Origin of the sequence: Nocardia brasiliensis ATCC 700358, assembly GCF_000250675.2 — a bacterium.
In the GTDB taxonomy this organism is placed as follows: Bacteria; Actinomycetota; Actinomycetes; order Mycobacteriales; family Mycobacteriaceae; genus Nocardia; species Nocardia brasiliensis_B.
Genome location: NC_018681.1, coordinates 8,391,589 through 8,414,780 on the forward strand (window position 1 = coordinate 8,391,589; position 23,192 = coordinate 8,414,780).

General features: G+C 66.4%; 24 protein-coding genes and 1 tRNA gene. 9 read left to right on the top strand and 16 right to left on the bottom strand.

All coding sequences use genetic code 11. From position 1 onward, the window contains the following. Positions 1 to 46 precede the first annotated feature (46 nt). Complete coding sequence (locus O3I_RS37540; protein ID WP_014988277.1) at positions 47 to 658, bottom strand: TetR/AcrR family transcriptional regulator; 612 nt, start codon at positions 656 to 658, stop codon at positions 47 to 49. Positions 659 to 736: 78 nt separating this feature from the next. Here O3I_RS37540 and O3I_RS37545 point away from each other — a divergent pair, with 78 nt between their 5' ends. The 4 genes from O3I_RS37545 (at position 737) to O3I_RS37560 (ending at position 4,237) form a co-directional block, all read left to right on the top strand. Then, positions 737 to 1,756, top strand: a complete 1,020-nt coding sequence (locus O3I_RS37545) for a GlxA family transcriptional regulator (RefSeq protein WP_051066834.1) — start codon at positions 737 to 739, stop codon at positions 1,754 to 1,756. A 148-nt stretch (positions 1,757 to 1,904) separates the two neighbouring features. After that, complete coding sequence (locus O3I_RS37550; RefSeq protein WP_041563124.1) at positions 1,905 to 2,864, top strand: alpha/beta hydrolase; 960 nt, start codon at positions 1,905 to 1,907, stop codon at positions 2,862 to 2,864. A gap of 20 nt (positions 2,865 to 2,884) precedes the next feature. Further along, on the top strand, positions 2,885 to 3,595 hold the full coding sequence (locus O3I_RS37555) for an alpha/beta fold hydrolase (protein ID WP_014988280.1): 711 nt from the start codon (positions 2,885 to 2,887) through the stop codon (positions 3,593 to 3,595). 228 nt (positions 3,596 to 3,823) lie between these two features. After that, the gene (locus O3I_RS37560) at positions 3,824 to 4,237 is read left to right on the top strand and encodes a nuclear transport factor 2 family protein (protein ID WP_014988281.1); all 414 of its coding nucleotides are present in this window, start codon (positions 3,824 to 3,826) and stop codon (positions 4,235 to 4,237) included. Between the two features lie 86 nt (positions 4,238 to 4,323). Here the strand turns inward: O3I_RS37560 and O3I_RS37565 are convergent, their stop codons facing one another. The 8 genes from O3I_RS37565 to O3I_RS37605 form a co-directional block, all read right to left on the bottom strand. Then, positions 4,324 to 4,734 (bottom strand): hypothetical protein, encoded by a 411-nt coding sequence (locus O3I_RS37565; RefSeq protein WP_014988282.1) that lies wholly within the window; start codon positions 4,732 to 4,734, stop codon positions 4,324 to 4,326. Next, positions 4,719 to 5,891, bottom strand: coding sequence for a PLP-dependent aminotransferase family protein (locus O3I_RS37570; RefSeq protein WP_014988283.1), 1,173 nt, complete (start codon positions 5,889 to 5,891; stop codon positions 4,719 to 4,721). Before O3I_RS37570 ends, O3I_RS37565 begins: the two co-directional genes overlap by 16 nt. Next, positions 5,888 to 6,352 (bottom strand): cupin domain-containing protein, encoded by a 465-nt coding sequence (locus tag O3I_RS37575; RefSeq protein WP_081594235.1) that lies wholly within the window; start codon positions 6,350 to 6,352, stop codon positions 5,888 to 5,890. The genes O3I_RS37570 and O3I_RS37575 overlap by 4 nt, the downstream gene beginning before the upstream one ends. A 1,557-nt stretch (positions 6,353 to 7,909) precedes the next feature. Then, positions 7,910 to 7,982, bottom strand: a tRNA-Ala gene (locus O3I_RS37585). A gap of 131 nt (positions 7,983 to 8,113) precedes the next feature. After that, the gene (gene glpR / locus O3I_RS37590; protein ID WP_041564847.1) at positions 8,114 to 9,226 is read right to left on the bottom strand and encodes a gephyrin-like molybdotransferase receptor GlpR; all 1,113 of its coding nucleotides are present in this window, start codon (positions 9,224 to 9,226) and stop codon (positions 8,114 to 8,116) included. Between the two features lie 277 nt (positions 9,227 to 9,503). Then, entirely contained in the window at positions 9,504 to 10,154 is a 651-nt protein-coding gene (locus O3I_RS37595) for a GNAT family N-acetyltransferase (protein WP_014988286.1), read from the bottom strand. 12 nt (positions 10,155 to 10,166) lie between these two features. Beyond that, positions 10,167 to 11,426: a gephyrin-like molybdotransferase Glp gene (gene glp / locus O3I_RS37600; protein WP_014988287.1), complete on the bottom strand. Its 1,260-nt coding sequence runs from the start codon at positions 11,424 to 11,426 to the stop codon at positions 10,167 to 10,169. A 152-nt stretch (positions 11,427 to 11,578) separates the two neighbouring features. Continuing rightward, positions 11,579 to 12,535, bottom strand: a complete 957-nt coding sequence (locus O3I_RS37605; RefSeq protein ID WP_014988288.1) for a UTP--glucose-1-phosphate uridylyltransferase — start codon at positions 12,533 to 12,535, stop codon at positions 11,579 to 11,581. Positions 12,536 to 12,615: 80 nt separating this feature from the next. Here O3I_RS37605 and O3I_RS37610 point away from each other — a divergent pair, with 80 nt between their 5' ends. From O3I_RS37610 to mscL, 4 genes are all read left to right on the top strand, one after another. Beyond that, positions 12,616 to 13,212 carry a 5-formyltetrahydrofolate cyclo-ligase gene (locus O3I_RS37610; protein ID WP_041564848.1) on the top strand — a complete coding sequence of 199 codons (597 nt, stop codon included), beginning with the start codon at positions 12,616 to 12,618 and terminating at the stop codon, positions 13,210 to 13,212. Between the two features lie 68 nt (positions 13,213 to 13,280). Then, on the top strand, positions 13,281 to 13,592 hold the full coding sequence (locus O3I_RS37615) for an FmdB family zinc ribbon protein (protein ID WP_041564849.1): 312 nt from the start codon (positions 13,281 to 13,283) through the stop codon (positions 13,590 to 13,592). Positions 13,593 to 13,680: 88 nt separating this feature from the next. After that, positions 13,681 to 14,331: an SAF domain-containing protein gene (locus O3I_RS37620; RefSeq protein ID WP_014988291.1), complete on the top strand. Its 651-nt coding sequence runs from the start codon at positions 13,681 to 13,683 to the stop codon at positions 14,329 to 14,331. A 154-nt stretch (positions 14,332 to 14,485) separates the two neighbouring features. Then, complete coding sequence (gene mscL / locus O3I_RS37625; protein ID WP_014988292.1) at positions 14,486 to 14,890, top strand: large conductance mechanosensitive channel protein MscL; 405 nt, start codon at positions 14,486 to 14,488, stop codon at positions 14,888 to 14,890. 79 nt (positions 14,891 to 14,969) lie between these two features. Here the strand turns inward: mscL and O3I_RS37630 are convergent, their stop codons facing one another. The 5 genes from O3I_RS37630 to O3I_RS37650 form a co-directional block, all read right to left on the bottom strand. Next, positions 14,970 to 15,617 (bottom strand): MspA family porin, encoded by a 648-nt coding sequence (locus tag O3I_RS37630; protein WP_014988293.1) that lies wholly within the window; start codon positions 15,615 to 15,617, stop codon positions 14,970 to 14,972. Positions 15,618 to 15,778: 161 nt separating this feature from the next. Continuing rightward, complete coding sequence (locus O3I_RS37635; protein WP_014988294.1) at positions 15,779 to 16,441, bottom strand: MspA family porin; 663 nt, start codon at positions 16,439 to 16,441, stop codon at positions 15,779 to 15,781. Between the two features lie 72 nt (positions 16,442 to 16,513). After that, positions 16,514 to 17,188 (bottom strand): MspA family porin, encoded by a 675-nt coding sequence (locus O3I_RS37640; protein WP_014988295.1) that lies wholly within the window; start codon positions 17,186 to 17,188, stop codon positions 16,514 to 16,516. 700 nt (positions 17,189 to 17,888) lie between these two features. Then, positions 17,889 to 18,383 carry a MogA/MoaB family molybdenum cofactor biosynthesis protein gene (locus O3I_RS37645; RefSeq protein ID WP_218471713.1) on the bottom strand — a complete coding sequence of 165 codons (495 nt, stop codon included), beginning with the start codon at positions 18,381 to 18,383 and terminating at the stop codon, positions 17,889 to 17,891. Positions 18,384 to 18,463: 80 nt separating this feature from the next. Next, positions 18,464 to 19,891: a S1C family serine protease gene (locus O3I_RS37650; protein ID WP_014988297.1), complete on the bottom strand. Its 1,428-nt coding sequence runs from the start codon at positions 19,889 to 19,891 to the stop codon at positions 18,464 to 18,466. 818 nt (positions 19,892 to 20,709) lie between these two features. Between O3I_RS37650 and O3I_RS45245 the strand changes: the two genes are divergently transcribed. Further along, complete coding sequence (locus tag O3I_RS45245) at positions 20,710 to 20,973, top strand: hypothetical protein (protein ID WP_014988298.1); 264 nt, start codon at positions 20,710 to 20,712, stop codon at positions 20,971 to 20,973. A 35-nt stretch (positions 20,974 to 21,008) separates the two neighbouring features. Here O3I_RS45245 and O3I_RS37655 read toward each other — a convergent pair whose 3' ends face one another. Both O3I_RS37655 and O3I_RS37660 read right to left on the bottom strand, forming a co-directional pair. Continuing rightward, entirely contained in the window at positions 21,009 to 22,481 is a 1,473-nt protein-coding gene (locus tag O3I_RS37655) for a sensor histidine kinase (protein WP_051066836.1), read from the bottom strand. Between the two features lie 8 nt (positions 22,482 to 22,489). Beyond that, entirely contained in the window at positions 22,490 to 23,176 is a 687-nt protein-coding gene (locus O3I_RS37660) for a response regulator transcription factor (protein WP_014988300.1), read from the bottom strand. Between the last annotated feature and the right edge of the window lie 16 nt (positions 23,177 to 23,192).

A 23,192-nucleotide genomic window follows, 5' to 3' on the forward strand; every position in this document is an offset into this window, starting at 1 on the left:
ATACGGTCGTTCAGCGCCGGGTCCCTATTTGTCCAATGCGACAGTTTCATTGGCGAGCGGGGGTGAGTTGGTCGGCCCAGGGGGTGGGGAGGGCGGCGCAGGAGATGTCGGCTATTTCGAGGAGGCGGGGGCGGGGGGTGCCTAGGCGGCTGAAGAGGATCAGGCCTTGGGAGACCAGGATGATGTTGGCGCTGAGGGCGGAGAGTTCGGTTTCGCCGCCGGGGGGCATGGTGGGGCGGAGGCGTTCGGCGACAGCCTCTTCCATGGCGGTGGTGGCGCGGTTGCCGATGGTCACGACTTCGGGGATCCGGCCGCCGAGTTCGGCAATGCTGTTGATCAGCAGGCAGCCGCGGCGGCCGGGCTGGGCGGCGCAGTCGTCGATGACGGAACGCAGCAGTGTGCGCACGGCGGCGCGAGCCGAGCCGGGAGCCGCGCGGACGGTCTCACTCACGAATTGCGCGCGGCGCTCGCAGTAGCGCGCGAAAGCAGCGAGGAACAGGCCCTTCTTGTTGCCGAAGGCGGCGTAGATGCTGCCGTTGCCCACTCCGGTCACGGCCGAGACGTCCTCCACCGAGGTGCTGTCGAAACCTTTCGACCAGAACAGCTCGATCGCGGCGTCGAGCAGGCCCGATTCGTCGAACCGGCGGGGGCGTCCCATTTGCACAAGTTACCAATCATTCGCGGGCGTGGTGAACACCACTTGTTATGGAGGCACGGCTCCATAATACTGGTGGACATGTCCCCTACTTCAGCCGCGGCCCCGCGTCGCCGGATCGGCATCCTGGTTTTCGACGGCGTGAAGATGCTCGACTTCGTCGGGCCCGCGGAGGTCTTCGTCGAGGCGAACCAATCGGTGGCGGGGTACGAGGTCGTGCTGGTCTCGGCCGACGGCACGGACGTGCAGACCTCGATCGGCGCGCGCATCGAGGTCGCGGGCGGGGCCGGCGAGGCGGGCAGCTTCGACACCGTGGTGATTCCCGGCAGCGAGTTGCCGCATGCGCGCTGGATGACGCCCGACGTGCTGACGGCCACGCAACTACTGGCCCGGCGCACCCGGCGGCTGGCTTCGATTTGCAGCGGAACGTTCGTCCTCGCGAACCTCGGTTTGCTCGACGGCAAGCAAGCGACCACGCACTGGAAATTCACCACCGACCTGGCGCGTCGCTTCCCGGCGGTCACCGTCGATCCGGATTCGATCTTCGTGCGCGACGGAAACGTCTACAGCTCAGCGGGTGTCGCGGCGGGCATCGATCTGGCGCTGGCGCTGGTCGAGGAGGATCACGGCGCGGACGTCGCCAGGGCGGTCGCGCAATCGCTCGTGGTCTACATGCAGCGCGCGGGCGGGCAGTCACAGTTCTCCGCCTCGCTGCGCGGACCGGCGCCGCGCAGTCCGCTCACCCGCAAGGTGGTGGACCTGATCTGCGCGGACCCGGCGCATCCGCACACCGTGCAGACTCTCGCCGCGCACGCCCAGGTCAGCGTGCGGCACCTGACCCGGCTGTTCCGCACCGAATTGGAGAGTTCGCCGGCCGAGTACGTCGCGTTCATCCGGTTCGGGCTGGCCAGGGACAAACTGCACGCGGGGTACACGGTGACCGAGGCCGCGATGGCCGCCGGATACGGCAGCAGTGAGGCGCTGCGCCGGGCATTTGTTGCGCGCCTCGGTATTTCGCCCCGGAAGTATCAGGAGAGATTCCGCTCCACCGGCGTGACCGCGGCCACTTTCACGGAGCCCGCGACGGCGGCTGTGTCCTGATCAGGGGCTTTTGTGGCCTGCGAAGGGGGGCGCGCACCGGGCCGGTTCCCGAACACTGACAGGCAGGTCGGCCATCGATGTCGCGATCCACGATGCGTCCGCCGAATTGTCCTGAACCGAAACATCTCTGCAGAGAGAGGGTACGAAAATGACTGGGAACCCATTGGGTATCTCGCTCGAGCAAGCCGCGCAGGAGTTCGTGGACGCGACCTCACAGCCGCCGTTCCTCTACCAGTTGGCGCCTGAAGAAGGCCGCAAGGCGGTCGACGGCGTGCAGGACAGCCCGATCTTCAAGCCCGAGATCGATGAGGAGTGGATCACCGTCGAGGGTGGGCCTACCGGTTCGGTGCGGGTCCGGATCGTCAAGCCCCGGGGCGTAACCGAGCCGCTGCCGGTGATCGTCTACACCCACGGCGCAGGTTGGGTTTTCGGTGACGCGCACACTCACGACCGGCTGGTTCGCGACCTCGCCGTCGGCGTGCACGCGGCGGTGGTCTTCCCCGAATACGACCGCTCGCCCGAGGTGCGCTACCCGGTCGCGAACGAACAGTCCTATCGAGTTGCGCAGTGGGTCAGCACAAATGGTGCGGAGAAGGGCCTCGACTCGTCGCGGATCGCGATCGCCGGCGACTCGGTCGGCGGCAACATGGCCATCGCGCTGACGCTGATGGCGAAGGAGCGCGGCGATGTGTCGTTCCTGCAGCAGGTGCTGTTCTACCCGGTGACCGATGCCAACTTCGATACCGGCTCGTACCAGCAGTTCGCCGAAGGCTACTTCCTCACCCGTGACGGCATGAAGTGGTTCTGGGACCAGTACACGACCGACGAGGCGGACCGCGCGCAGATCACGGCGTCCCCGTTGCGGGCGAGCACCGCGCAATTGGCCGGCCTGCCCCCGGCTTTGGTGATTACTGGCGAGGCAGACGTGCTTCGTGACGAGGGTGAGGCCTTCGCGGGCAAGCTGCGGGAGGCCGGCGTGCCGGTCACGCAGGTGCGCTATGGCGGGATCATCCACGACTTCGTGATGGTGAATTCGATGCACGACACCCACGCCGCGAAAGCTGCTGTGGCACAGGCTGTTGCTGCGTTGAAGGCCGCCCTCTACTAACCCTGAAAGGACTTTTCATCGTGACCGACAACCCCACCATCGTGCTGGTCCACGGCGCGTTCGCTGATTCCTCCAGTTGGCACAGCGTGATCGAAAACCTGCGTGGGCAGGGCTATTCCGTGCTCGCCGCGGCCAATCCGCTGCGCGGTCTCGCCACCGACGCCGCTTATGTGGCCTCCGTACTACGGACCATCGACGGACCGATCGTTCTGGTCGGCCACTCGTACGGCGGTAGCGTCATTACCGTTGCGGCCGAGGGGAATCCCAACGTGACCGCGCTCGTCTACATCGCCGCCTTCCTGCCCGACCAGGGTGAGAGCGCGCTGGAACTCACCGGAAAATTCCCCGGCTCCACCCTGCCGCCGACCACCCGCGAAGCGATCTACCCCCTCGCCGACGGCAGTTCTGCCACCGAGCTCTACATCCGCCAGGATGAGTTCCCACAGCAGTTCGCCGCCGACGTGCCCGCGGCGACCGCTCAGCAGATGGCCGTCACGCAACGACCGGTGGCGGTCGCCGCACTGCAGGAGCCCGCCGCCGTGGCGGCGTGGAAATCGATCCCTTCGTTCGCGCTGCTGACCACCGAGGACAAGAACATTCCGCTCGAAGTACAGCGGTTCATGGTGCAGCGTGCTGGTGCTACGGCTGTCGAAACAGCTGCGTCGCATGCGGTTTCGGTGTCACGTCCGGATATGGTAAGCGAACTGATCGTTGCTGCGGTGAAGAAGTAGTCGTGGTGGCTCGCCGGTGCCGGCGAGCCACACCGGCTTTCGACCGACGCCTAATAGACGACATGATCTCGCCCACTATCGAACGATTCTTGCTTACTTGACGTCTGCGCATTGACCCCTCCCTTCGCCGCCCGAAAAGATCTCCTTGGCGCCGCCGTCTGTGCTCTGCCCACACACGGCAACCCCACCGCAGCCCGGATCACGCGCGACCGACACCAAGGAGGACCCATGACCGCCGCCACCCACCCGGCACGCACCGCCAGCAAGGCTTTACACGCGGCGGTCCAGGCGCGAGACAAAGACACCTGGCTGAACCTGTTCGCTGCGGACGCCCTCGTCGAGGACCCCGTTGGCCCTTCACATTTCGACGCCGAAGGTAAGGGACACCGCGGCCGCGACGCCATCTCCGCGTTCTGGGACAACGCCATCGCCCCCAACGACTCGATCGAGTTCCTGTTCGACGACTCCTTCGCCTGCGGAAGCGAAGTCGCCTACACCGGCAAAGTCCGCAGCCAGAACAGTGGCCAGGTGCTCGAAGCCGAAGGTGTTTTCATCTATAACGTTGACGACACCGGCAAGATCGTCGCCGTGCGCGCCTTCTGGGAGGGTGAGCGCACCATGCAGACGATGCGACCGGCCTGAAGAGACCAAGCCCTGTCACCGCCAAATGCCCCCGCACCCGATCCGCAAGCCGGAAGGGCAGAACGGGTTCGGTTCCGCAACCCAAGTTACAAAGAACTCGCAGCAGGTATCGGGTACGTGCGGGCATCGAACCTTCGGCCGGTGAGATCGGTTGTCAGCGGGCCGCGTCGAGGGGTTCCGTCCAGGTCATAGAACATTGCGCTGGCCGAGCCGTGGAACTCGTTGTCATGCAGCGTGAACTCGAACTGGACGACTCCCCGGCGGATCGAGTCTGGAGTGGTGCGGTCGACGGTGAATTCGAGGAACGCTCCGGACACCGTCGAGCCGTTCGCGTGCCAGGTGCCCATGCCGTTGCTGTCGCTGGTGACGCGGTTGCCGTGATCCGGATTCGACTGCAGCATGGTGCCGTCCGCATGGAACACCATGACGTGGTACGCGAATGGGGCGCTGTCGGCCCGCACCTCCCAGACGCCAACGATATTCATCGCGGCGCGCATAGTTCGGCGAGTATCCGCACACCGCGGTCGATCTGTGCGCTGGGCACGTTCGCAAAGCTGAGCCGGATCGCGTTGCGGGGCGGGTTATCCGCGGCATAGAACAGGCTGCCGGGCAGCAGTGCGATACCTGCGTCCAACGCCGGGCTAATCATCCTGTCGGCGTCGAAATCTGTTGGTCCCTCGACCCAAACGAACATTCCGCCTTCCGGCTCGATCCACGAGAATTCGGGCGGCATGTACCGGTGTAGCGCAGCGGTGAGCGTGGCCAGCTTCGCTCCGTAACCATCGATGGATCGGGCCACATGTGCGGCACCTTCCGCGCTGCGCAGGAAGGTCGCGGCAATCGCCTGGTTGAAGGTCGAGGTCTGCATATCGATGCCTTGCTTCAACGCAAGCACAGGCTCCAGCAGATACTCCGGCAGCACCGCGATACCGATGCGCAGCGCGGGCGCAACAGTTTTCGACAGTGAGGTCAGGTAGACGGTGTTGGCCGGCGCGAAGGACCAGAAGGCGGGCACTGGGGCACCCTGATATCTGAGGTCGACATAAACGTCGTCCTCCACCACCGTCACCCTATGTCGCACAACGATTTCGGCGATCTGCCGGCGCCTGGTGGCAGACATGGTTCGTCCGGTCGGGTTCTGGAAAGTCGGCAGCAGATAGACCATCGCCACCGCCTGGCGGGTCAGTGCGGCATCCAGTGCCGCGGGCACGATGCCGTCCGCATCCGACTCGACTTCGATGACGACGGCCCCGTGACTGCGGAACACCTTCACCGCAGGTCCATAAGTCGGTGTTTCCACCAGCACCACCGAGCCCGGGCCGAGAAGCGCCATGCACGTACTGTGCAGGGCTCCGGAGCCGCCCGTCGCGATATGCGTCAGCTCCGCCGCATCGGTGATCTGCCGTTTCCGCAGGAGTAACTGCGCCTGGTCCAGAAGCGGCGGAAACCCGCGGGTCGTCCCGTATTGCAGAACCGAGGCCCCGTATTCAGCGACGACATCAGCGGCCAGCCCAGCCACCAAATCGCCTGGCAGCAAAGCGGGATCCGGCGCGCCGACCGCGAACGAGATCAGCTCCGGCCGCCGGGCCAGCGCCGTGAACATATCGTCGATCGGCCCGCTGCGCACTGCCGCGCGGGAACTGACGGCTGTCACAGACCCGCGCCCACCATCGAAAACTCCCGACGCAGCCGCGCGACGACCTCCGCGACAGCGCCGTCGTGCTCCGGCGTGAGCACCACGTCGTCGTTGAACATCGGATCGGTGCGCATCTCCACAGCAACCAAATCCTCGGTCTCGCTGAGGTTCACGGCGACATGCACCACCCCCTCGGGGATGTACACGAAATCCCCTGGTCCGTGCACGTAAGGCGTCAATTCGGCACCGATCAGCGTCACTGCACGACCCTGCAGACAGAGAACGATGATCTCGCTGCGCGCATGATAGTGCGCCCGCGACACCTTCCCCGGCGCCATATTCACCATTCCGGCCGAAATACCCTGGCTCCCAGACGTTTCCCTCGTTATACAGGGAACGAGATGCTGAGCCTGCCGCCCGATCTGCTTCGCGGCATCAGCAGCGGCGACGACACGTACGGCCTTGTGGGCGTTCATCATCAGCTATCCCATACTGTTCGGTCGGATGTAGCTGAACTTAAGGGGTTTTCAGCGATGCGGCTTGCTCGCCGAACCCGATTTCACCAAGAGTTCGCCGGGGTATTTCCGGCCGTCGATCCGCCGTCACCAGGCAGGCAAGTCCATGGCGAACCGGTGCAGCGTTCAGCAGTTCACCCCCGACTTCACCGCGCGACCTCCGCCAGAGGGCCAGCCAGGCGTTCAGTGCCGTACCGCAAAGGCGGGGCCAGTCCGGTTCCTCCAGATCTAGGCACAACTCCCGTGAGCCATACGGGAGATTGCACACCTATTCACCGCACAATATGCGGCGAATAAGCGCGTCAATCGCCGCACGCTGAGGTGTTCTTCTACGAATGCAAGCCTGGTGGCGGCGGTATCCGCCAATTCCAAACCTATGTTGCGATGATCGGCCAACACGTCACCGTCGACTTCAGCGAAGACACCAGTGGACCTGTCGCCCTGCAGTGCTAGCGTGGCCGTGAGCGAAGGGAGAAACCGTTGAGTGCAGCGGTTTTGCAGCATCCAGCAGTCGCAGTTGCCACACGAGTAGCGCACACAGCTGACCCCGCTCTAGTTCCTGTAGCGCTTTCGGCTCGTGATGAGATCGCAGCGGTCCTGCTCGAAAGCCCCGAACACCGGCTGGTGGTGTTCGTGCCGTGCGAGAGCGGGAGTTGGGTCGCGCCGGGGATGTCGGGCGGGTCACGTCGACCGGTCAGCCAACCGCGGCTGACACAGACTGGCGACGTCTCGTTGACAGGCGTGTCCGTGCGAGGGTTTTGCGGTGCCGGACCTGATCGTGCGCCAGCCGAGTTCGGCTGGTTCGCGGTCGTTGGCCAGGCAGCTTTAGACGCGGTCGAGGTCTCTCTGATCTCGAGCGTGGAGACGGTGACCGAGGTGATCGGTGAAGACGGGGTGGCGTTCACGCTGGTCCGTACACGCATGCTCCCAGCCGCAGATGGGGAGATTCCAGGTTTCGAGAGACCCGAACTGCGCATACTGACGAGAGATGGACGATCAGTGTCGATGTACCTCTAGCGTCGCAACTCATAGTCGGGGAGCGAGAACGAGTCTTCAGTTCTCTGCAATCGTTGAGCATTTGTAGCCCAGTACCGGTAAGCGTAATTGAAGTCCGACACGGTCCTCTGTGGTCGGATATCAACCTGCAGAACCGAGTCCTGCGAACCACCACGAGAATCGTCCGGGTCGCGGGCAAGGCTTGGTCCGCAAGAAGATCGACGACCCGAAGAATCAAGAGGCTTGATCGCGGCCAGTGCGCGACCCGCAAAACGTGGGGCGTGCGTGGCAGCGGGTCCGCGCAGCAATGGCGATCCCCGAGGGTCCGCGCAGCAATGGCGATCCCCGACGATGGAACCCGCCCACAGCTTCCGTGGCGCGGTAGCGACGATCCTCGATGCCGGCCTGTCAGCCAGAGTCACTGCAGATGTGCTCGGCCATGTCGACCCGGCGATGACCTGGGTCTGTGACCTATCCGACCCAGTCCCGGAAACCAAAAAGCCCGGCCGGGGCCGGGCTTTCGGGTGGAGCTAAGGGGAATCGAACCCCTGACCTTCTCGATGCGAACGAGACGCGCTACCAACTGCGCTATAGCCCCGTGCGGCTCCGGGGAACCGCGCTGTGCAACTGTAGCAAAGGATGCTGCGAGACTCCGAATCGGGGGGTTTAGCTGGGGTTATGGGGAGTTACGTGGGTGTGGTTCGCTCGCCTGCGGCGTCGCGGCCGCGACTACTCCCCTGCTGCCCGGCGCATATCCCCGCTCGTCCGGTCCCGCAGTGCTCGGGCGGTGGCCGGGTCGAAGGGGTCGAGGTGGTCGAACATGGGGTCCTCGTCGTCCACCTCTAGTAGGGACGAGCGCCTGCGGAGGGCTCGGGCGGTGTCGCGGTCCATGCTGCCGCGGGGGGTGGAGGCGTGGTGGGGGTGGTCGGGTTCGCCTAGTTGCTGGGCGCGGCTGAGGCGGGCGGCGCGGCGGCGGCGGATGTCCTCTTCGATGCGGACTTGGCGGCGTAGGTAGGTGAGGTAGCCGACGAGGACCAGGCAGGACAGGCCGCAGCCCCACCAGAAGAGGGGGTTGAGGGCTACGGCGAGGCCGCCGCAGAGCAGGGCGGTGAGGACGAGGCCGAGGACGGCGCGCTGCCGGAAGGTGTAGCGGGCGGCGCGGGCGATGGCGTCGGCTTCGGGGTCGTAGCCGCCGCGGCCGCGGCGGGTGGGGACGTAGTCGAAGTCGTCGTCGTAGTCGTCGCGGGCGGCGTCGTAGTCGTCGAGTTCGACGCGGGCGGGCACGGTGGAACGCGCGGGCGGGATCCGGGCGGCGGCCGGTTCGGGGCGGGTTTGCTCCGCGTGGTCGTCGTGCACGTCGTCATCATCGGCCGGGTCGCTCTGGTGTGCGTCGACTTCGGCTGCGACAGTGTCGGATTCGAGATCGTCGGCGGAGTCGGGGTCCGCGTCCTCGCGCTCGGCATCGTCGGTGCCGGCGAGTTCGGCGTCGACGAGTTCGGCGTCAGCGCGGTCTGGTTCGGGGTGGGATGCCGCTGATTCGGCGATCGCGGGCTGGTCACCTTCGGTGACGGGGTCGTCGGCCGGTGTTGTCATCCGGTCCTCCGCATCATCGCTGTGGGCATACTTTCTCTGTGTGCGGCGGGGCCGCCAGTTGGGATCGGTTTCGTGTCCGGCAGCCGGGCCACTCTTGGTGCGCCGCTTGGAATCTCCGCGGTGCAGCACGCGGGTGGCGAGCGCGGCGTCGGTGGTCCGGCGGATCCGCGGGTGCCGGTCGGCGAGGATCGGGAACAGGACGAAGACCCAGAGCACGACCAGCCCGATCCACAGAATCGAGTTCGGCATCGCGGTCAGCACCTCCGTCCCCGCCTGGATTCGGTCCATTCGGCCGGCGAGCGGTGCGCAGCACGCCCCGCGTACGTCCGGCCTCCGTCCGTCGCTACCGCACGGGCGCCGGTCGCCTCGCAGGCTCCCTGCCGGGGGCGCAAGACGCACCTCCGACGTCCGTAGGTTAATTCCGTGACACGTCGACATCCGGCAGGCGCGCCGTGCACATCCGCCACACCTGTCACAAAGTAACCATTTCTGCCGCGCGTCGAATGCTCCGGGAGTGTCCGGATGGTCAGAGCGGAGTAGCCCGGCCCTCCCGAATCAAACGGTCGACGACGGTGCCGGTCAGCTCCTCGACGGTGATCCCGACGAGCAGGTGATCGCGCCAGGCGCCGTCCACGTCGAGGTAGCGACGCAACAGGCCTTCCTCGCGGAAGCCGACATTGCGCAGCACGGCCTGGCTGGCCAGGTTCTCCGGGCGCACGGTGGCCTCGACCCGGTGCAGGCCGACCTCGCCGAAGCAGTGGTCGAGGCCGAGCGCGAGCGCGGCGGTGGCGACACCCTTGCCGCCGAGATCCTTCGCGACCCAGTACCCGATCCAGCCCGAGCGCAGCGCGCCGCGCACGATATTGCCGACGGTGAGCTGCCCGCTGAAATGGCCGTCGACCTCGATCACCAGCGGGATCATCGCGCCGCGCCGCGCCTCGGCCTTGAGACTCGACCACAGCGACGGCCAGTTGGACGCGTGGTTGCGCGCCTCCCAGGCGCCGCGCCCGGTGGGCTCCCACGGCTCCAGATGTTCCCTGTCCCGCAACCGGATTCGGCTCCAGGCGGCGGCGTCACGCAGGCGCACCGGGCGCAGACTCACCTGTCCGGCCGGTACCCGGATCGGACCGAGCCGCGCGGGCCAGCCCGGATGCTGGGTGACCCGGAATACGTTCATCGTCTCCACGTCTCAGCCGCGCTGTGCGAGGAAAGCGACCCTGACCTCGTCGCCGGTGCGGATCTCGGTGTCATCGGGATCGATCACGATCAAGCTGTTGGCCTCGGCCAGGGTGGCGAGCAGGTGCGAGGAGGCGCCGGCGCCACCGCCGAGCGGTTGCACGAGGTAGTCGCCGGTGGCCTCGTCGCGCATGAGCTGCGCGCGCAGGTATCCCTTGCGCCCGGCCATGGAGCTGATCGGGGTGATGGTCCTCGCCATGATGATCCGGCGCATGGGATGCCTGCGCCCCAGCGCGATCCGGATCAGCGGACGCACCATCACTTCGAACACGACCAGCGCGCCGACCGGGTTGGACGGCAGCAGGAAGGTCGGCACCTCGTCGCGGCCGAGCCGGCCGAAGCCCTGGACCGAGCCGGGATGCATGGCGACGCGGGCAATTTCGAGTTCGCCGAGCCCCTCCAGCGCCTCCCGGACCTGTTCGGAGGCCCAGCCGCCGACCGCGCCCGCGATGACGACGACCTCGGAGCGCACCAGCTGTCCCTCGACCACGTCGCGTAGCCGCCGCGGGTCCGCGCTGACGATGCCGACCCGATTCACGTCCGCGCCCGCGTCCCGGGCTGCCGCGGCCAGCGCGTAGGAGTTGACGTCGTAGACCTGGCCCGGACCGGGCGTGCGATCGATATCGATGAGTTCGCCGCCGACCGAGATCACCGACAGCCGCGGCCGCGGATGCACGAGCACCTTGTCCTGCCCGACCGCCGCGAGCAGTCCCACCTGGGCCGCGCCGATGATGGTGCCCGCGCGCACCGCGACATCGCCGGGCTGCACGTCGTCGCCGATGCGCCGCACGTAGTCGCCGGAGCGGACCGGTTCGTAGATCTTGATCTTCGCGCGGCCACCGTCGGTGAAGTCCAACGGCAGCACGGCATCGGCGAGGGTGGGCAGCGGTGCGCCGGTGTCGACCCGGACGGTCTGACGCGGCTGTAATCGGATGGGTTGCCGGGATCCGGCGATGACCTCGCCGACCACGGGCAGTGTCAGGTCGACGAGGTCGCCGTCCTCGTTGCGAATATCCGAGCCCGCGGCGGACACGTCGACGCTGCGCACGGCGTAGCCGTCGATCGCGGCCTGGTCGAAGCCGGGCAGCGGTCGCTCGGTGACGACGTCCTCGGCGCACAGCAGGCCCTGAGCCTCGGAAATCGCGACCCGGACCGGCCGAGGCGCGACCGCCGCGGCGGTCACCTTGATCTGCTGATCCTCAACCGAGCGCATCCAGCCCTTCCTGATCTCTTCGCACGCCACCGATTCCATCGCGCGATATCGCCTCGGCACAACCGATTCGACGCGAGATGGTGAACCATCATTGGTACCCGACGGTCCACTATCGGCGAAACCCGACGCTGACCTCCGTCGGCTGCCGACCGCTACTCGTAGGTCGTCAGCTGCGGATCCCAGTCGGGACCGAGCCGATGTTGCAGCCACTCCCGCAGGGCAGGGCCGTATTCGTCGCGTTCCAAAGCGAAATCGACCGCAGCACGAAGATAGCCGCCCGGGTTCCCCAAATCGTGGCGCGACCCACGGTGCACCACGACATGAACCGGATGTCCCTCGGCGATCAGCAGCGCGACCGCGTCGGTGAGCTGCAATTCACCCCCGGCGCCCGGCTCGATCCGGCGCAACGCGTCGAAGATCGCGCGGTCCAGCAGGTATCGGCCCGCCGCGGCGAACGTGGACGGCGCGTCGGCGAGGGCGGGCTTCTCCACCATGCCCTTGACCCGCAGCACATTCGGATTCACCGCGTCCGGCACGGTCGCCACATCGAAAACGCCGTAGGCGCTGACCTCGTCCTTCGGCACGTCGATGGCGCACAGCACGGTGCCGCCGCGCTTGCGGCGGACCCGGCACATCACGTCGAGCACGCCGGAGGGCAGCACCAGATCATCCGGCAGCAGCACGGCGATGGCGTCTTCGTCGTCGTCCAGCGCGGCCTCGGCCTGGGCGACCGCGTGACCGAGGCCCAGCGGTTCCTCCTGCACCACCGAGGTGACGTCGAGCAGGCCGGGCGCCTTGCGCACCTTCTCCAGCAGCTGGAACTTGCCGCGCTCGGCCAGGGTGCCCTCCAGCACCAGGTCCTCGACGAAGTGCGCGACCACACCGTCTTTGCCCGGTGAGGTGACGATCACCAACCGCTGCGCGCCGGAGCCCGCGGCCTCGGCGGCGACCAGCTCGATGCCGGGGGTATCGACCACCGGCAGCAGCTCTTTGGGCACGGTCTTCGTCGCGGGCAAGAACCGTGTGCCGAGCCCGGCCGCGGGTACTACGGCCGTGCGGAAGCACGATGCCGGCGCGGCATCGCCGGGTTGTCCGGCCTTTGCTGTCATGCGATTACCCTATCCATCCGTCACAGCCTCTGACTCGCTGTCGAGCCGACCGGTATTCCGGCCAGCCTATGGTGATCGCCATGGAGATGCCCGGCGAGCGCGAGAAACATGCATGGCGCACCGAAATTCTTGCGAGACGTGCGGCACTGCCGCCCGGCGAGCACGCGGCCGAAGCCCGCGCCCTCGCCGCCGCGGTCGCCGGGCTCGACCTGGACGGTTGGGTGTGCGCGTACGTGCCCGTGCGTGGTGAACCAGGGTCGCTCGAACTGCTCGACGCGATGCGGACGGCCGGCGCCCGTGTGCTGCTCCCGGTGACCGGCCCGCCCGGACCGCTGGACTGGGCCGAATACCTGGGCCGGGAAAGCTTGCGGCGGGCCAGGTTCGGTCTGCTCGAGCCCACCGGCGCGGCGCTGACCAGCGCGGCGGTCGGCTGGGCCGAGCTGATCCTGGTGCCCGCGCTCGCGGTGGACCGGCGCGGAGTGCGGCTCGGGCGCGGGGCGGGGTATTACGACCGGACGCTGGCCGCGGCGCGGTCCGATGCCCGGCTGGTCGCGGTGGTGCGCGACGACGAGGTGGTGCCCCGGCTGCCCGAGGAGCCACACGATCTGCGGATGGGCTGGGCACTCACGCCGCGCGGCGGGCTGCAACGGCTTGGCGAAGATCACGCGGCGGAATGAACAGCGGATTGGCAACGTTGGCACTGTCGGCTGTAGAGTGCCAGATGACGAAACTCGCGGAGGATGCTGTGCCAACTTACTCGTATGCGTGCACCCAGTGTGATAACCGCTTCGACATCGTTCAGTCCTTTTCCGACGAGTCGCTGACGGTCTGCCCGGAGTGCTCCGGCAAGCTGCGCAAGCTGTTCAACTCGGTCGGCATCGTGTTCAAGGGCAGCGGCTTCTACCGCACCGACAGCCGCGGCGGCGCGTCCACCGCGAGCGAGCCCGCGAAGTCCGACAACGGCAAGTCCGACAACGGCTCGAGTTCCTCGACGTCCTCGGATGCCAGCTCGTCCACCGGCAGCAGCAGCACGGCGAGCACCGCCGTGGCCAGCTGATCTGCGAGTTATCCACAGGCTCTTCGTTTATCCACAGCAGCCCCTTTCGGGGGCCGATCGAGGGTGGCCGCGATCATAAGATCCGACCATGACTCGTCCCTTCGCCGATCTCGGCCGCGAACATTTCGCGGCGTGGCAGCGACCACCCTGGGCCGACAGCTTGCTGGTAAGGCGGCTGCTGGCCGCGGGATTGGTCGTGGCGGCGGTGGTCCTGTTCCTGCGCGGTGACCCGGGTTCCGAACGTGCGACGGTGGTCGTCGCCGGCCGTGACCTCGCACCGGGCCGCGTCCTCGAAGCCGATGATCTGCGCACCGCCCCGCGAGAAGCCGCGTCGCTACCCGTCGGTGTCGTCCGTGACCCCGCGACCATTGTGGGCGCGACGCTGACCGGCGCCGTGCGCGCCGGCGAAGTGTTCACCGACCTCCGGGTGGTCGGGTCACGGCTGGCCGCCGTCGCGACGGGCGCGCGCGACGCGAGGATCGTGCCGATCCGGCTGGCCGACACCGCGGTCACCGAAATCCTGCGCGCCGGCGATCGCGTCGACGTGATCGGTGGCGAGGAACAGGGCAGCAGGCCCGCCCGCACCCTGGCCACCGATGCCGCGGTGGTCCTGGTATCCGGTCCCGGGGACGGAAGAGCCGTCAAGGAACGGGTGGTGCTGGTCGCGATGGACGCCGAACATGCCGCGGTGGTCGCGGCCGCGTCCCTGCACACCGCGCTCGCCGTCGTCTTCCACTGAGCAGCCGACCTCGACCGGGCATCGCCGCGGGCGAGACAACCGCTCGAATGTTGTCCACACATTTGCCATCAAGGTCAACTAGCATCGCCCGTACCGGTAGGTGTCGCCCGGCCAGCTCGACTTGTCAGCTCCACAAGTAGAGGAGACATCGGCAATGTTCAAGGGTTTCAAGGATTTTCTGTTCCGCGGAAACGTCGTGGACCTGGCGGTTGCCGTGGTCATCGGCACCGCCTTCGTCGCGATCGTCACCGCGTTCACCAACGGCATCGTCAATCCGATCCTGGCCGTCTTCGGCGGCAGCAACGAACTGGGACTCGGCTTCCAGTTGGTTGCCGACAAACCCGCGACCTTCGTCCAGGTCGGCCCGATCATCACCGCGGCGATCAACTTCGCGATCATCGCCGCCGTGCTGTACTTCGTGCTGGTCCTGCCCGCCACCCACGTGAAGAAGAAGTTCAGCAAAGAAGCGGTCGAGCTCAGCGACACCGAACTGCTCATCCAGATCCGCGACCTGCTGGCCGAGGGCCAGCGCAGCGCGGGCGGTAAGCACGAGTCCTGAAACCTGTTGCCCAGCAACGACACAAGCCCGTCGCCAAAGCGACGGGCTTGTTTCGACTTGTGCCGGTTGGCCTTTGGTGTCAGCCGAGGCTGAAAGGCTGCCCCCACAACGTGATCCAAGTGACGAGCTGATCGGTTTCCACGCTGAGGCTGACGAACGCGCGCGCCTGCGCGGGCCCGCTGCAGCCGTAGAGGCCGATGTTCTCGTTGGTCCAGCTGACCGAGCCGCTGCTGCCCTCGAATTGGTTACGTGCCGTGTACACCTCGGTGCCGAGATCGCCCGCCTGCTCCAGATCGCGTACGTAGAACGACTGCACCTGGCCCGGGCCGAGCACCAGCGTGCCGTCGGTGACCGCGCCCGTGCGCGGTGCGGCCGCGTCCAGATCCCCGGTGCCGCCGCTGACATCGGCCTCACAGCCGACGGTGTAGCCCGGGAAGATCGAACCGGCCTTGCCTTCGGGCGGCCCGGACAACTCGACCCGCACCCGGGCGGAGACGGCCGCGTTGCGCGGCAGCGGCAGCAGACCCATGAACGGTTCGATGTCGACCGATTCGCCGGCCAATTCGATCGTCACCACGGTGCCGTCGGCCAGCGTCTTGGACAGCTCACCGCCCGGCAGCGCGACGAAGGTACCGGCATCGGCCGTGCCGGTGGCGCACAGGCCCATCGCGACGGTGACGGCGGCGCCGAGCCCGGCCCGGCGCATCAGATTCTTGCGGTTGATCATCGTGTTTTGTCGACCCCTAGCGGAACGAATTCGCAACTGCGAGTGGAGAACCGAGGACAGCCCTGCCTCGGCGCTGGTGGCGGCGGCAGACAGGAAACACCAAAACGGGCCCGTCGCGGTGGCGACGGGCCCGCTTATGTCGTGCGAGGTGAGATCAGACGTCAGCCGAGGCTGAACGGCTGGCCCCACAGCGTCACGTAGGACATGACGTTGTCGGTCTCGACCTTGACCTTGACGAACGCGCGAGCCTGCGCGTAGCCGCCACAGCCTGCGAGGCCGATGGTGGAGTCGGCCCAGGTGACCGAGCCCTTGCCGTTCTTGAAGGTGATCTGGGTCGAGTGATCCTCGTTGCCGAAGTCGTCGGCAACTTCACGGTCGAGCAGGTAGAACGAGGTCGCCTGGCCCGGGCCGAGGGTCAGGTTGCCGCCGCCGCTGGCGCCGACGTTGCCGTCGCTACCGTCCCACTTGCCGCTGGCGTCGACGCCGCCGTTGGCACCGCCACCGTCGATGTTGACCTGGCAGCCGACCACGTAGCCCGGACGGATCTTGCCCGTCGCGGAGCCGTTGATCTCGACCTGCGCCGAACCGGACACCCACGCGTTGCGGTGCACCGGAGTCGAGCCCATGGACGGGTTGATGTTCGCCGACTCGTTGACGAGGCGGACCGTCACCACGGTGCCGTCGGACAGCGTCTTGGTGATCTCGCCGCCGGGCAGCGGCACGAAGGTGTCCGCATTCGCGGCACCGATGGAGAACAGGCCCATGGCGATGGTTGCGGCGGCACCGACACCGGCTGCCCGCACCAAGTTCTTACGGTTGATCATTTGTTAAATCCCTCAGGGGTTGAGTTCGTTTCAGCGAGAAAGGTGTTCAACAATTCGAGAATTCGACAGTCGTCAGCCGATGCTGAACGGCGCCCCGTAGAGGGTGGTCTTCGAGTAGTTGTCACCGATGATCTCGACCACGGTGTAGGAGCGCGCCTGGGCGTAGCCCGCGCAGCCCTGGATTTCCATCTCGACGTCCTGGTACTCGACCGAGTAGGCGCCGGGCTTGGTGATGTCCTTCAGCTCGATCTGCACGAACTTGACGTCACCGGGGCCCAGGTTCAGGCCGATGGAGCCGCCGACGCCACCGCTGGTGAGGTCGACCTTGCCCGAGACACCGACGGAGATCGCGTCATCGGCGATGCTGACCTGGCAGCCGATGATGTAACCGGTGTTGAGCTGGGACGTGCCGTGGGTCGAGGAGTTGTTGGTGCCGGGCGCGTTCTTCGCGCCGTTCCAAGGTCCGACCTTGCCTTCCGGGGTCTCGGTGACATCCGCCGAGGCGTTACCGGAAACCCAGACGACGCGGCCCGCGCCGTTGGCCGCAAGCGACGGCGAGACGATGGCGTGCTCTCCGGTGCGGGTAATGGTCACGCCCGGTCCGAGCTTCTGGCCGTCCGGCAACGGCACAAAAACGTCAGCGCTGGCAGCGCCGGTCGAAAGGAGGCCCATGGCCACGGCAGCGGCAGCGCCGACGCCCGCGACGCGGGCACCGCGGCGCAGACCGTTGGTGCGGTTCTCGCTCATACTTCCCCTCATCAGGTTAAAACAGTCAGCCTCGACCATCGAGGCTGGACAGTGGTCCTCGCAGGCCCAGCCCAGTTTGTCGCCCTTTTGTTGCCGATGTGTAACCAGCAATTAAAGGTCGCCGCGACGCTCCGGCTGGCAACGGAACCGAGCCAGGTTCCGCCGGGTCGACGCGTACGTGCCGTACCCGGGCCGATGAAGTCCAGTGTGGGTGGCTCGTGGCGAACATTAAACGCTAGGTAACGGCACTGCAACGCGAGCTTTCGTAAAGATCAATGTGATGTAGATCACAGTCGTTAACGAAAGAATGCTATTTGACGTGCGCAAATTGCGTGGCGGAGACAGTCGGACCGACCGGACGGTGCCGACCGAGTCACCAAAACGCCAAGCGCTGAATACGGGACAGGGCCGTATGAGAAGAGGAGGATAATCCCGGATCTGAAACATCGGCAGGTAATTTGCCGAGAAGCCGACTGGACGTTACGTAGCAACTACGTAGATATCGGCAATCATCCGTGATGCGGTGGAATCTGGGAACGCAGCCAATCATCGGTCGAAGATGCGTTATCCGAATCGTGATCGCGTTCGTCGCGCGTAGTGTCTGGGAGGGTGTCGCCGAAGATAGCGGCCAGACGCGCCGCATCCCCCGCCCGGCGGGCCGCCGGACGAGGGATGTCGTCGGAAGAACTGGAAACCGTAATTATTCGACCAATCCGGAGAGTTCGCCGATCACTTTGCTGGCCAGCGGGCCGAGCGTCGCCATACCGTCACGCACGGCGGCCCGGGTGCCCGGCAGGTTCACCACCAGGGTGCTGCCGGAAACGCCCGCCACGCCACGGGACAGACCCGCATCGAGCGAACCCGCCACCCGGCCGGAGGAACGCAGCGCCTCGCTGATGCCGGGCAGTTCGCGATCGAGGACCTGCGAGGTGGCCTCGGGGGTCACGTCACGCGGCGACATACCGGTACCGCCGACCGAGATGACCAGGTCGACACCGCCGATCACCGCGGTGTTCAGCGCATTGCGGATCTCGACCTCGTCGGCCTGCACCGAGACCGAGGCGTCCACCAGGAAGCCCGCTTCGGTGAGCAGCTCGGTGACCAGCGGACCGAGCGAGTCAACACCTCCATGCGCCGTTCGATCATCGACGACCACCACCAGAGCACGCCCCGCCACAGGAGCATCGATTTCCATGGTGCTCACCGTAGCGCCTGCGCCGAGAACGTCGGCGGCCGTGTCGAGCAGCGGAGTCCACCCGCCCTGCAGCACGCGCATCACCGCCCGCCGTCCGCGGGCGCACCGGTGAGGGTCACCTCGACGGTCTTCGGATTGTTGCCTTGTTCATCGGTATAGGTGACCTTCACCTTGTCTCCTGGTTGGTGCGAGCGGACCGCGGCGACGAGCGCGTCACCCGAATCGATGGTCCGGTCATTCAGTTTCGTGACGACCACGCCCGCGGGGATGCCCGCCTTGGCGGCCGGCCCGTCCGGGGTGGATTCCAGCACCCGTGCGCCGTTGGCGGTGTCCTGCTTCTGGATCTTGACACCGATCTGCGCGTACGTCGCGTGACCGGTCTTGATGAGTTCGTCGGCGACGCGGCGGGCCTGGTCGACCGGGATGGCGAAGCCGAGACCGATCGAGCCGCTCTGCTGACCGACACCCACCTCGCCGCCGCCCAGGCTGGCGATGGCGGTATTGATGCCGATGAGCTTGCCACTGCCGTCGACGAGCGCGCCACCGGAATTACCCGGGTTGATCGCGGCGTCGGTCTGGATCGCGTCGATCACCGGGTTCGCGGCGGCCGGATTCTGCGCGCCCTCACCGCTGGTCGAGACCGGGCGGTTCAGCGCGGAGACGATGCCGGTGGTGACCGTGCCCGCCAAGCCGAGCGGCGAACCGATCGCCACGACCGGCTGGCCGACCTGCAGGTTCGACGAGGTGCCCAGCTCGATCGGGGTCAGGCCGGACTTGCCGCTGACCTTGATGACGGCCAGGTCGGAGACCGGGTCCGCGCCGACGATCGTGGCGGGCGCGGTGCTGCCGTCGGAGAACATGACCTCCATCTTGGCGTTCGGGCCACCGCCCGCGGCCACGTGATTATTGGTCAGGATGAGGCCGTCGGAGGACAGCACCACACCGGAGCCCTCCCCCTCGGCCCGGCTGCTGGCCACCTTGATCATCACCACGCTGGGCAGCACCTTCTGCGCCACCGCCTGCGTCGATCCGGCCGGTGCGTTGGAGACGTTGTTGACGTTCGGCTTCGGCTGGTCCAGCGCATTGCTGACGACCGAACTGCCGTTGTCGGAATGGCTGACCAGTGCGCCCACCGCGCCGCCGACACCACCGCTGACCAGGGCCAGCGCCACCGCACCCGCGACCAGTCCGGTCCGGATCGGGCGCCGAGCCGGCTTGGGCTCCTCGAACGGGCCGCCCTGCGGCGCTTGCGGATCGAAGCCGGCGTGCGGGTCGTAGGGCGGCGGCGCGCCGTACTCGGGGCCGGGGAACGGCTGCGTGTGCTGGGGCGGCGGGTAGTGACCCATCGGATGCTGACCTTCGAACGCCCCGTAGCTGTGCGGTGCATAGGCGGGGTCCGCTGCGTACGGCTGGTGCGCCGGTGCTGCCGGGATCTGTTCGGTCGGCTGCGGCCGGTCGGGCGTGGCGTTCGCCGCCTCGTCCCGCCGGTCCTGCGAATCCTCGGTCATGGACTCCTCGTTTCTCCTCAACGTCTGCCGACCAGCTTGACGACGACGACTGAGAGCGGACTGAGACCGTGCTTTCAATTGTCCGAGATGTCTACCCACTTCTCGCGGCCGCACGCGGCCACCCGATACCGGGCCGAACTCCCCCGCGCCCAGGCAACAGCGTACGCACCGACCTGCGGATGCGCAGTGTGTGCCGCCCGGGCAGTGAGCCGCTGCGGCTGATAGCTTCACGCTCTGACAGCAACCCTGATCCGCCGACGGTGAGCCGACTTCGAACACCACGAGCAAACCCTCCGCGATACCATATCGGCACACCGCCGAATTCCCCTGAGGAACAAAGTTGTTGCCGCGTTCACGTGGCTGCGATAAGCTACCGACTGCTTACGTTGACGAGTAACAACGGAATTCTGGGGTGGGGGAATTTTAATCGAAAATTGCGGCTCGGATAGCGTTCATGCAATCCACGGATTTCACCTGCACGGAATCTCCGACTTCGATTCATATTGAGGCTCCGACAGCGACGGGATAGACCCGTCGACAACGTTCGATCTTCCAACGCCGACTGGCCATCCACAGTCCTCGCGACTCATATGCCACACCTTGGTCGGTACGCCGATCCATAAGCGTGCCGATGTTTCGTGCGCAGACCGACGGTCGATCAGCAACCGAATCATGCGGCCTACCTGGTTGAACTGTGTTGGCCAGGGCAGGAGGCCATGCCCATCACCGAGATCCGGAGCCGACGAGGATGCGGGCATTCATCGCAGCCGCACATTCAACAGCAGTCGCCGCCAAATCATTGAAAGAAGATGATACCCATGAAGAAAGTCATTGTTTTCAGCACCACACTCCTCGGTCTCGCTTTACCGGCATTGACGATCGGCGCCGGAACCGCTTCGGCACAGGTCAGAATCGAAGTATCCTGCCTTGCCTACAGCCCGGACGGACGATATGCCGGGACGATCGGCGGAGCCGGAACCGGCGCGGACGATGCCGAAGCCATGCGAAATGCCGTACATGATGCGGAAAATTTTGCGGTTTCGCTCGGCGCGCGTGCCCGGAATTGCGAAATCAAGCGTTAGCGAACTGCCGGGACCATGGTCGGGTAGGTGGGGACTCACTCGACCGTGGCCACGCCCGCTTCGCCGGGCAGCACGATGCGGACCAGGGTGCCGCCGCGGGGCGAGGCATCTATGGCGATGGTTCCGCCGTGTTTGGTGACTACCTGTTTGACGATCGATAGGCCCAGCCCGGAGCCAGGCATGGAGCGCGACGCCGTGGTTCGGTAGAACCGCTCGAACACCAATTCGCGCTCAGCGGGCGGGATCCCGGGACCTGCGTCGTCGACCACCAGCTCGAGCAGACCGGCTCCGGTGTCGTGCATCGTGACGTAGATCTGCGCGCCGCCCGGGCTCCATTTCGCGGCGTTGTCGAGCACGTTGAGGATGGCGCGCTCCAACCCGGCCTCGTGGCCGTACACGAACCAGGGACGCAGACCCGCGACGAACTCGATCCCGGAGCGCCGGCGTCTGACTCGCTCCAGAGCGCGCTCGGTGACTTCACCGAGATCGACCCGGTCGTAAACGGCTTCAGGCGCGTCCTCCCTGGCCAGGTCGACCAAATCGCCTACCAGCGTGGACAGTTCCTCGATCTGAGCCATGACGTCGGACCGCAGTTCTGCCATGTCCTCATCGGGTAGGCGCGGGGCACCCGGCCTGCTGGACGCGATCAGCAACTCCATGTTGGTCCGCAACGACGTGAGCGGCGTCCGCAACTCGTGTCCGGCGTCGGCCACCAATCTGCGCTGGCGGTCCCGTGATTCGTTCAGCGCGCGCAGCATGGTGTTGAAACTTTCGGTGAGGCGCGCCAATTCGTCATCGCCCGTGACCGGGATGGGCGTCAGATCGTCGGTACGGGCGATACGCTCGGTCGCCGCGGTGAGCCGCGCGATCGGCCGCAGGCCGGTACGGCCGACAGCGGTGCCCGCCGCCGCGGCCAAGACGACGCCACAGCCGCCGACCACGAACAACAGCCAGGCGAGCCGGTCGAGCACTGCCCTCGTCGGCTCCAGCCGCTGCGAAATCACCAGCGTGACACCGGTGTCGGTGCGCCTCGCCAGCACACGCTGGTTCTTGTACGTACGCAACGACGAAGGCATCTCGTTTCGGGCAACCGCCAGCTCCTCAGGGCCGATCGGCGGCTTGGCCGGCTGTGGCGGCACGTATCCGGACACGGTGCCCGCCGGGGCGCCGGAAGGAATCGGGTAGATGATCCCGACACCGATGTCGTTGGAGAACAGTGTCGCCATGGTCAGCGACTGGAACGGGATGTTGTCGATGTCGCTGTTGATCATCGTCGCGGCCCGGGTACGTAACTGTGCGTCGACGTCGCCGTACAACGAGCGAGCCACCATCGCATAGGCCGCGATCGAGGTGACCGCGACCGCGATGGCCACCACCGACGCGGCCAGTAATGTGACTCTCCAGCGCAGGGAGACCGAGCGGGTGAGGGGGATCGGGGGGCGCATCTCGGAGGGCTCCGGTTGACCGAGCCCGGCGACCACCGGCCGCTTCGGAACATTTCGTGCCATGGCGTCCCCTAGGGGGGTGTCTCCCTCAGGACATAGCCGACACCGCGCACGGTGTGGATGAGCCGGGGCTCGCCGTCGGCTTCGGTCTTGCGCCGCAAATATCCGATGTACACCTCGAGCGCGTTGCCCGAGGTCGGGAAGTCGTAACCCCAGACCTCCTCGAGGATGCGGCTACGAGTCAGCACCCGGCGCGGATTGGCCATCAGCATTTCCAGCAACGAGAACTCGGTGCGGGTGAGACTGATCGCCCGTTCGCCGCGAGAAACCTCCCGGGTCACCGGATCCAGCGACAAATCGGCGAACGTCATTGCCTCCGATGTCTCGCCGGGATCGGCGGTGGTGCGTCGCAACAGTGCGCGCAATCGGGCGAGCAATTCTTCCAATGCGAAGGGTTTCGGCAAATAGTCGTCCGCACCGGCATCGAGTCCGGCAACGCGCTCGGACACCGAATCCCGTGCTGTCAAAACCAGAATGGGGAGATCGTCACCGGTACTGCGCAACCGCCGGCAGACCTCGAGGCCGTCCATCCGCGGCATCATCACGTCCAACACCAACGCGTCCGGTCGCTGATCGGTTGCCTTTTCCAGGGCATCCACCCCGTCGACCGCGAGGTCGACGGAGTAGCCGTTGAAGGTCAGCGACCGGCGCAGCGACTCGCGGACGGCGCGATCGTCGTCTACTACCAGAATGCGCATGCGACCAGTTTGACCG

Excerpts from the sequence above, each read along its gene's own strand:
- O3I_RS37540 (WP_014988277.1), bottom strand. The coding sequence starts at position 658 with ATGGGACGCCCCCGCCGGTTCGACGAATCGGGCCTGCTCGACGCCGCG.
- O3I_RS37545 (WP_051066834.1), top strand. The coding sequence starts at position 737 with ATGTCCCCTACTTCAGCCGCGGCCCCGCGTCGCCGGATCGGCATCCTG.
- O3I_RS37550 (WP_041563124.1), top strand. The coding sequence starts at position 1,905 with ATGACTGGGAACCCATTGGGTATCTCGCTCGAGCAAGCCGCGCAGGAG.
- O3I_RS37560 (WP_014988281.1), top strand. The coding sequence starts at position 3,824 with ATGACCGCCGCCACCCACCCGGCACGCACCGCCAGCAAGGCTTTACAC.
- O3I_RS37565 (WP_014988282.1), bottom strand. The coding sequence starts at position 4,734 with ATGCGCGCCGCGATGAATATCGTTGGCGTCTGGGAGGTGCGGGCCGAC.
- O3I_RS37575 (WP_081594235.1), bottom strand. The coding sequence starts at position 6,352 with ATGATGAACGCCCACAAGGCCGTACGTGTCGTCGCCGCTGCTGATGCC.
- glpR (WP_041564847.1), bottom strand. The coding sequence starts at position 9,226 with ATGCCGAACTCGATTCTGTGGATCGGGCTGGTCGTGCTCTGGGTCTTC.
- O3I_RS37595 (WP_014988286.1), bottom strand. The coding sequence starts at position 10,154 with ATGAACGTATTCCGGGTCACCCAGCATCCGGGCTGGCCCGCGCGGCTC.
- glp (WP_014988287.1), bottom strand. The coding sequence starts at position 11,426 with ATGCGCTCGGTTGAGGATCAGCAGATCAAGGTGACCGCCGCGGCGGTC.
- O3I_RS37605 (WP_014988288.1), bottom strand. The coding sequence starts at position 12,535 with ATGACAGCAAAGGCCGGACAACCCGGCGATGCCGCGCCGGCATCGTGC.
- O3I_RS37610 (WP_041564848.1), top strand. The coding sequence starts at position 12,616 with ATGGAGATGCCCGGCGAGCGCGAGAAACATGCATGGCGCACCGAAATT.
- O3I_RS37620 (WP_014988291.1), top strand. The coding sequence starts at position 13,681 with ATGACTCGTCCCTTCGCCGATCTCGGCCGCGAACATTTCGCGGCGTGG.
- mscL (WP_014988292.1), top strand. The coding sequence starts at position 14,486 with ATGTTCAAGGGTTTCAAGGATTTTCTGTTCCGCGGAAACGTCGTGGAC.
- O3I_RS37630 (WP_014988293.1), bottom strand. The coding sequence starts at position 15,617 with ATGATCAACCGCAAGAATCTGATGCGCCGGGCCGGGCTCGGCGCCGCC.
- O3I_RS37635 (WP_014988294.1), bottom strand. The coding sequence starts at position 16,441 with ATGATCAACCGTAAGAACTTGGTGCGGGCAGCCGGTGTCGGTGCCGCC.
- O3I_RS37640 (WP_014988295.1), bottom strand. The coding sequence starts at position 17,188 with ATGAGCGAGAACCGCACCAACGGTCTGCGCCGCGGTGCCCGCGTCGCG.
- O3I_RS37645 (WP_218471713.1), bottom strand. The coding sequence starts at position 18,383 with ATGGAAATCGATGCTCCTGTGGCGGGGCGTGCTCTGGTGGTGGTCGTC.
- O3I_RS37650 (WP_014988297.1), bottom strand. The coding sequence starts at position 19,891 with ATGACCGAGGATTCGCAGGACCGGCGGGACGAGGCGGCGAACGCCACG.
- O3I_RS45245 (WP_014988298.1), top strand. The coding sequence starts at position 20,710 with ATGAAGAAAGTCATTGTTTTCAGCACCACACTCCTCGGTCTCGCTTTA.
- O3I_RS37655 (WP_051066836.1), bottom strand. The coding sequence starts at position 22,481 with ATGGCACGAAATGTTCCGAAGCGGCCGGTGGTCGCCGGGCTCGGTCAA.
- O3I_RS37660 (WP_014988300.1), bottom strand. The coding sequence starts at position 23,176 with ATGCGCATTCTGGTAGTAGACGACGATCGCGCCGTCCGCGAGTCGCTG.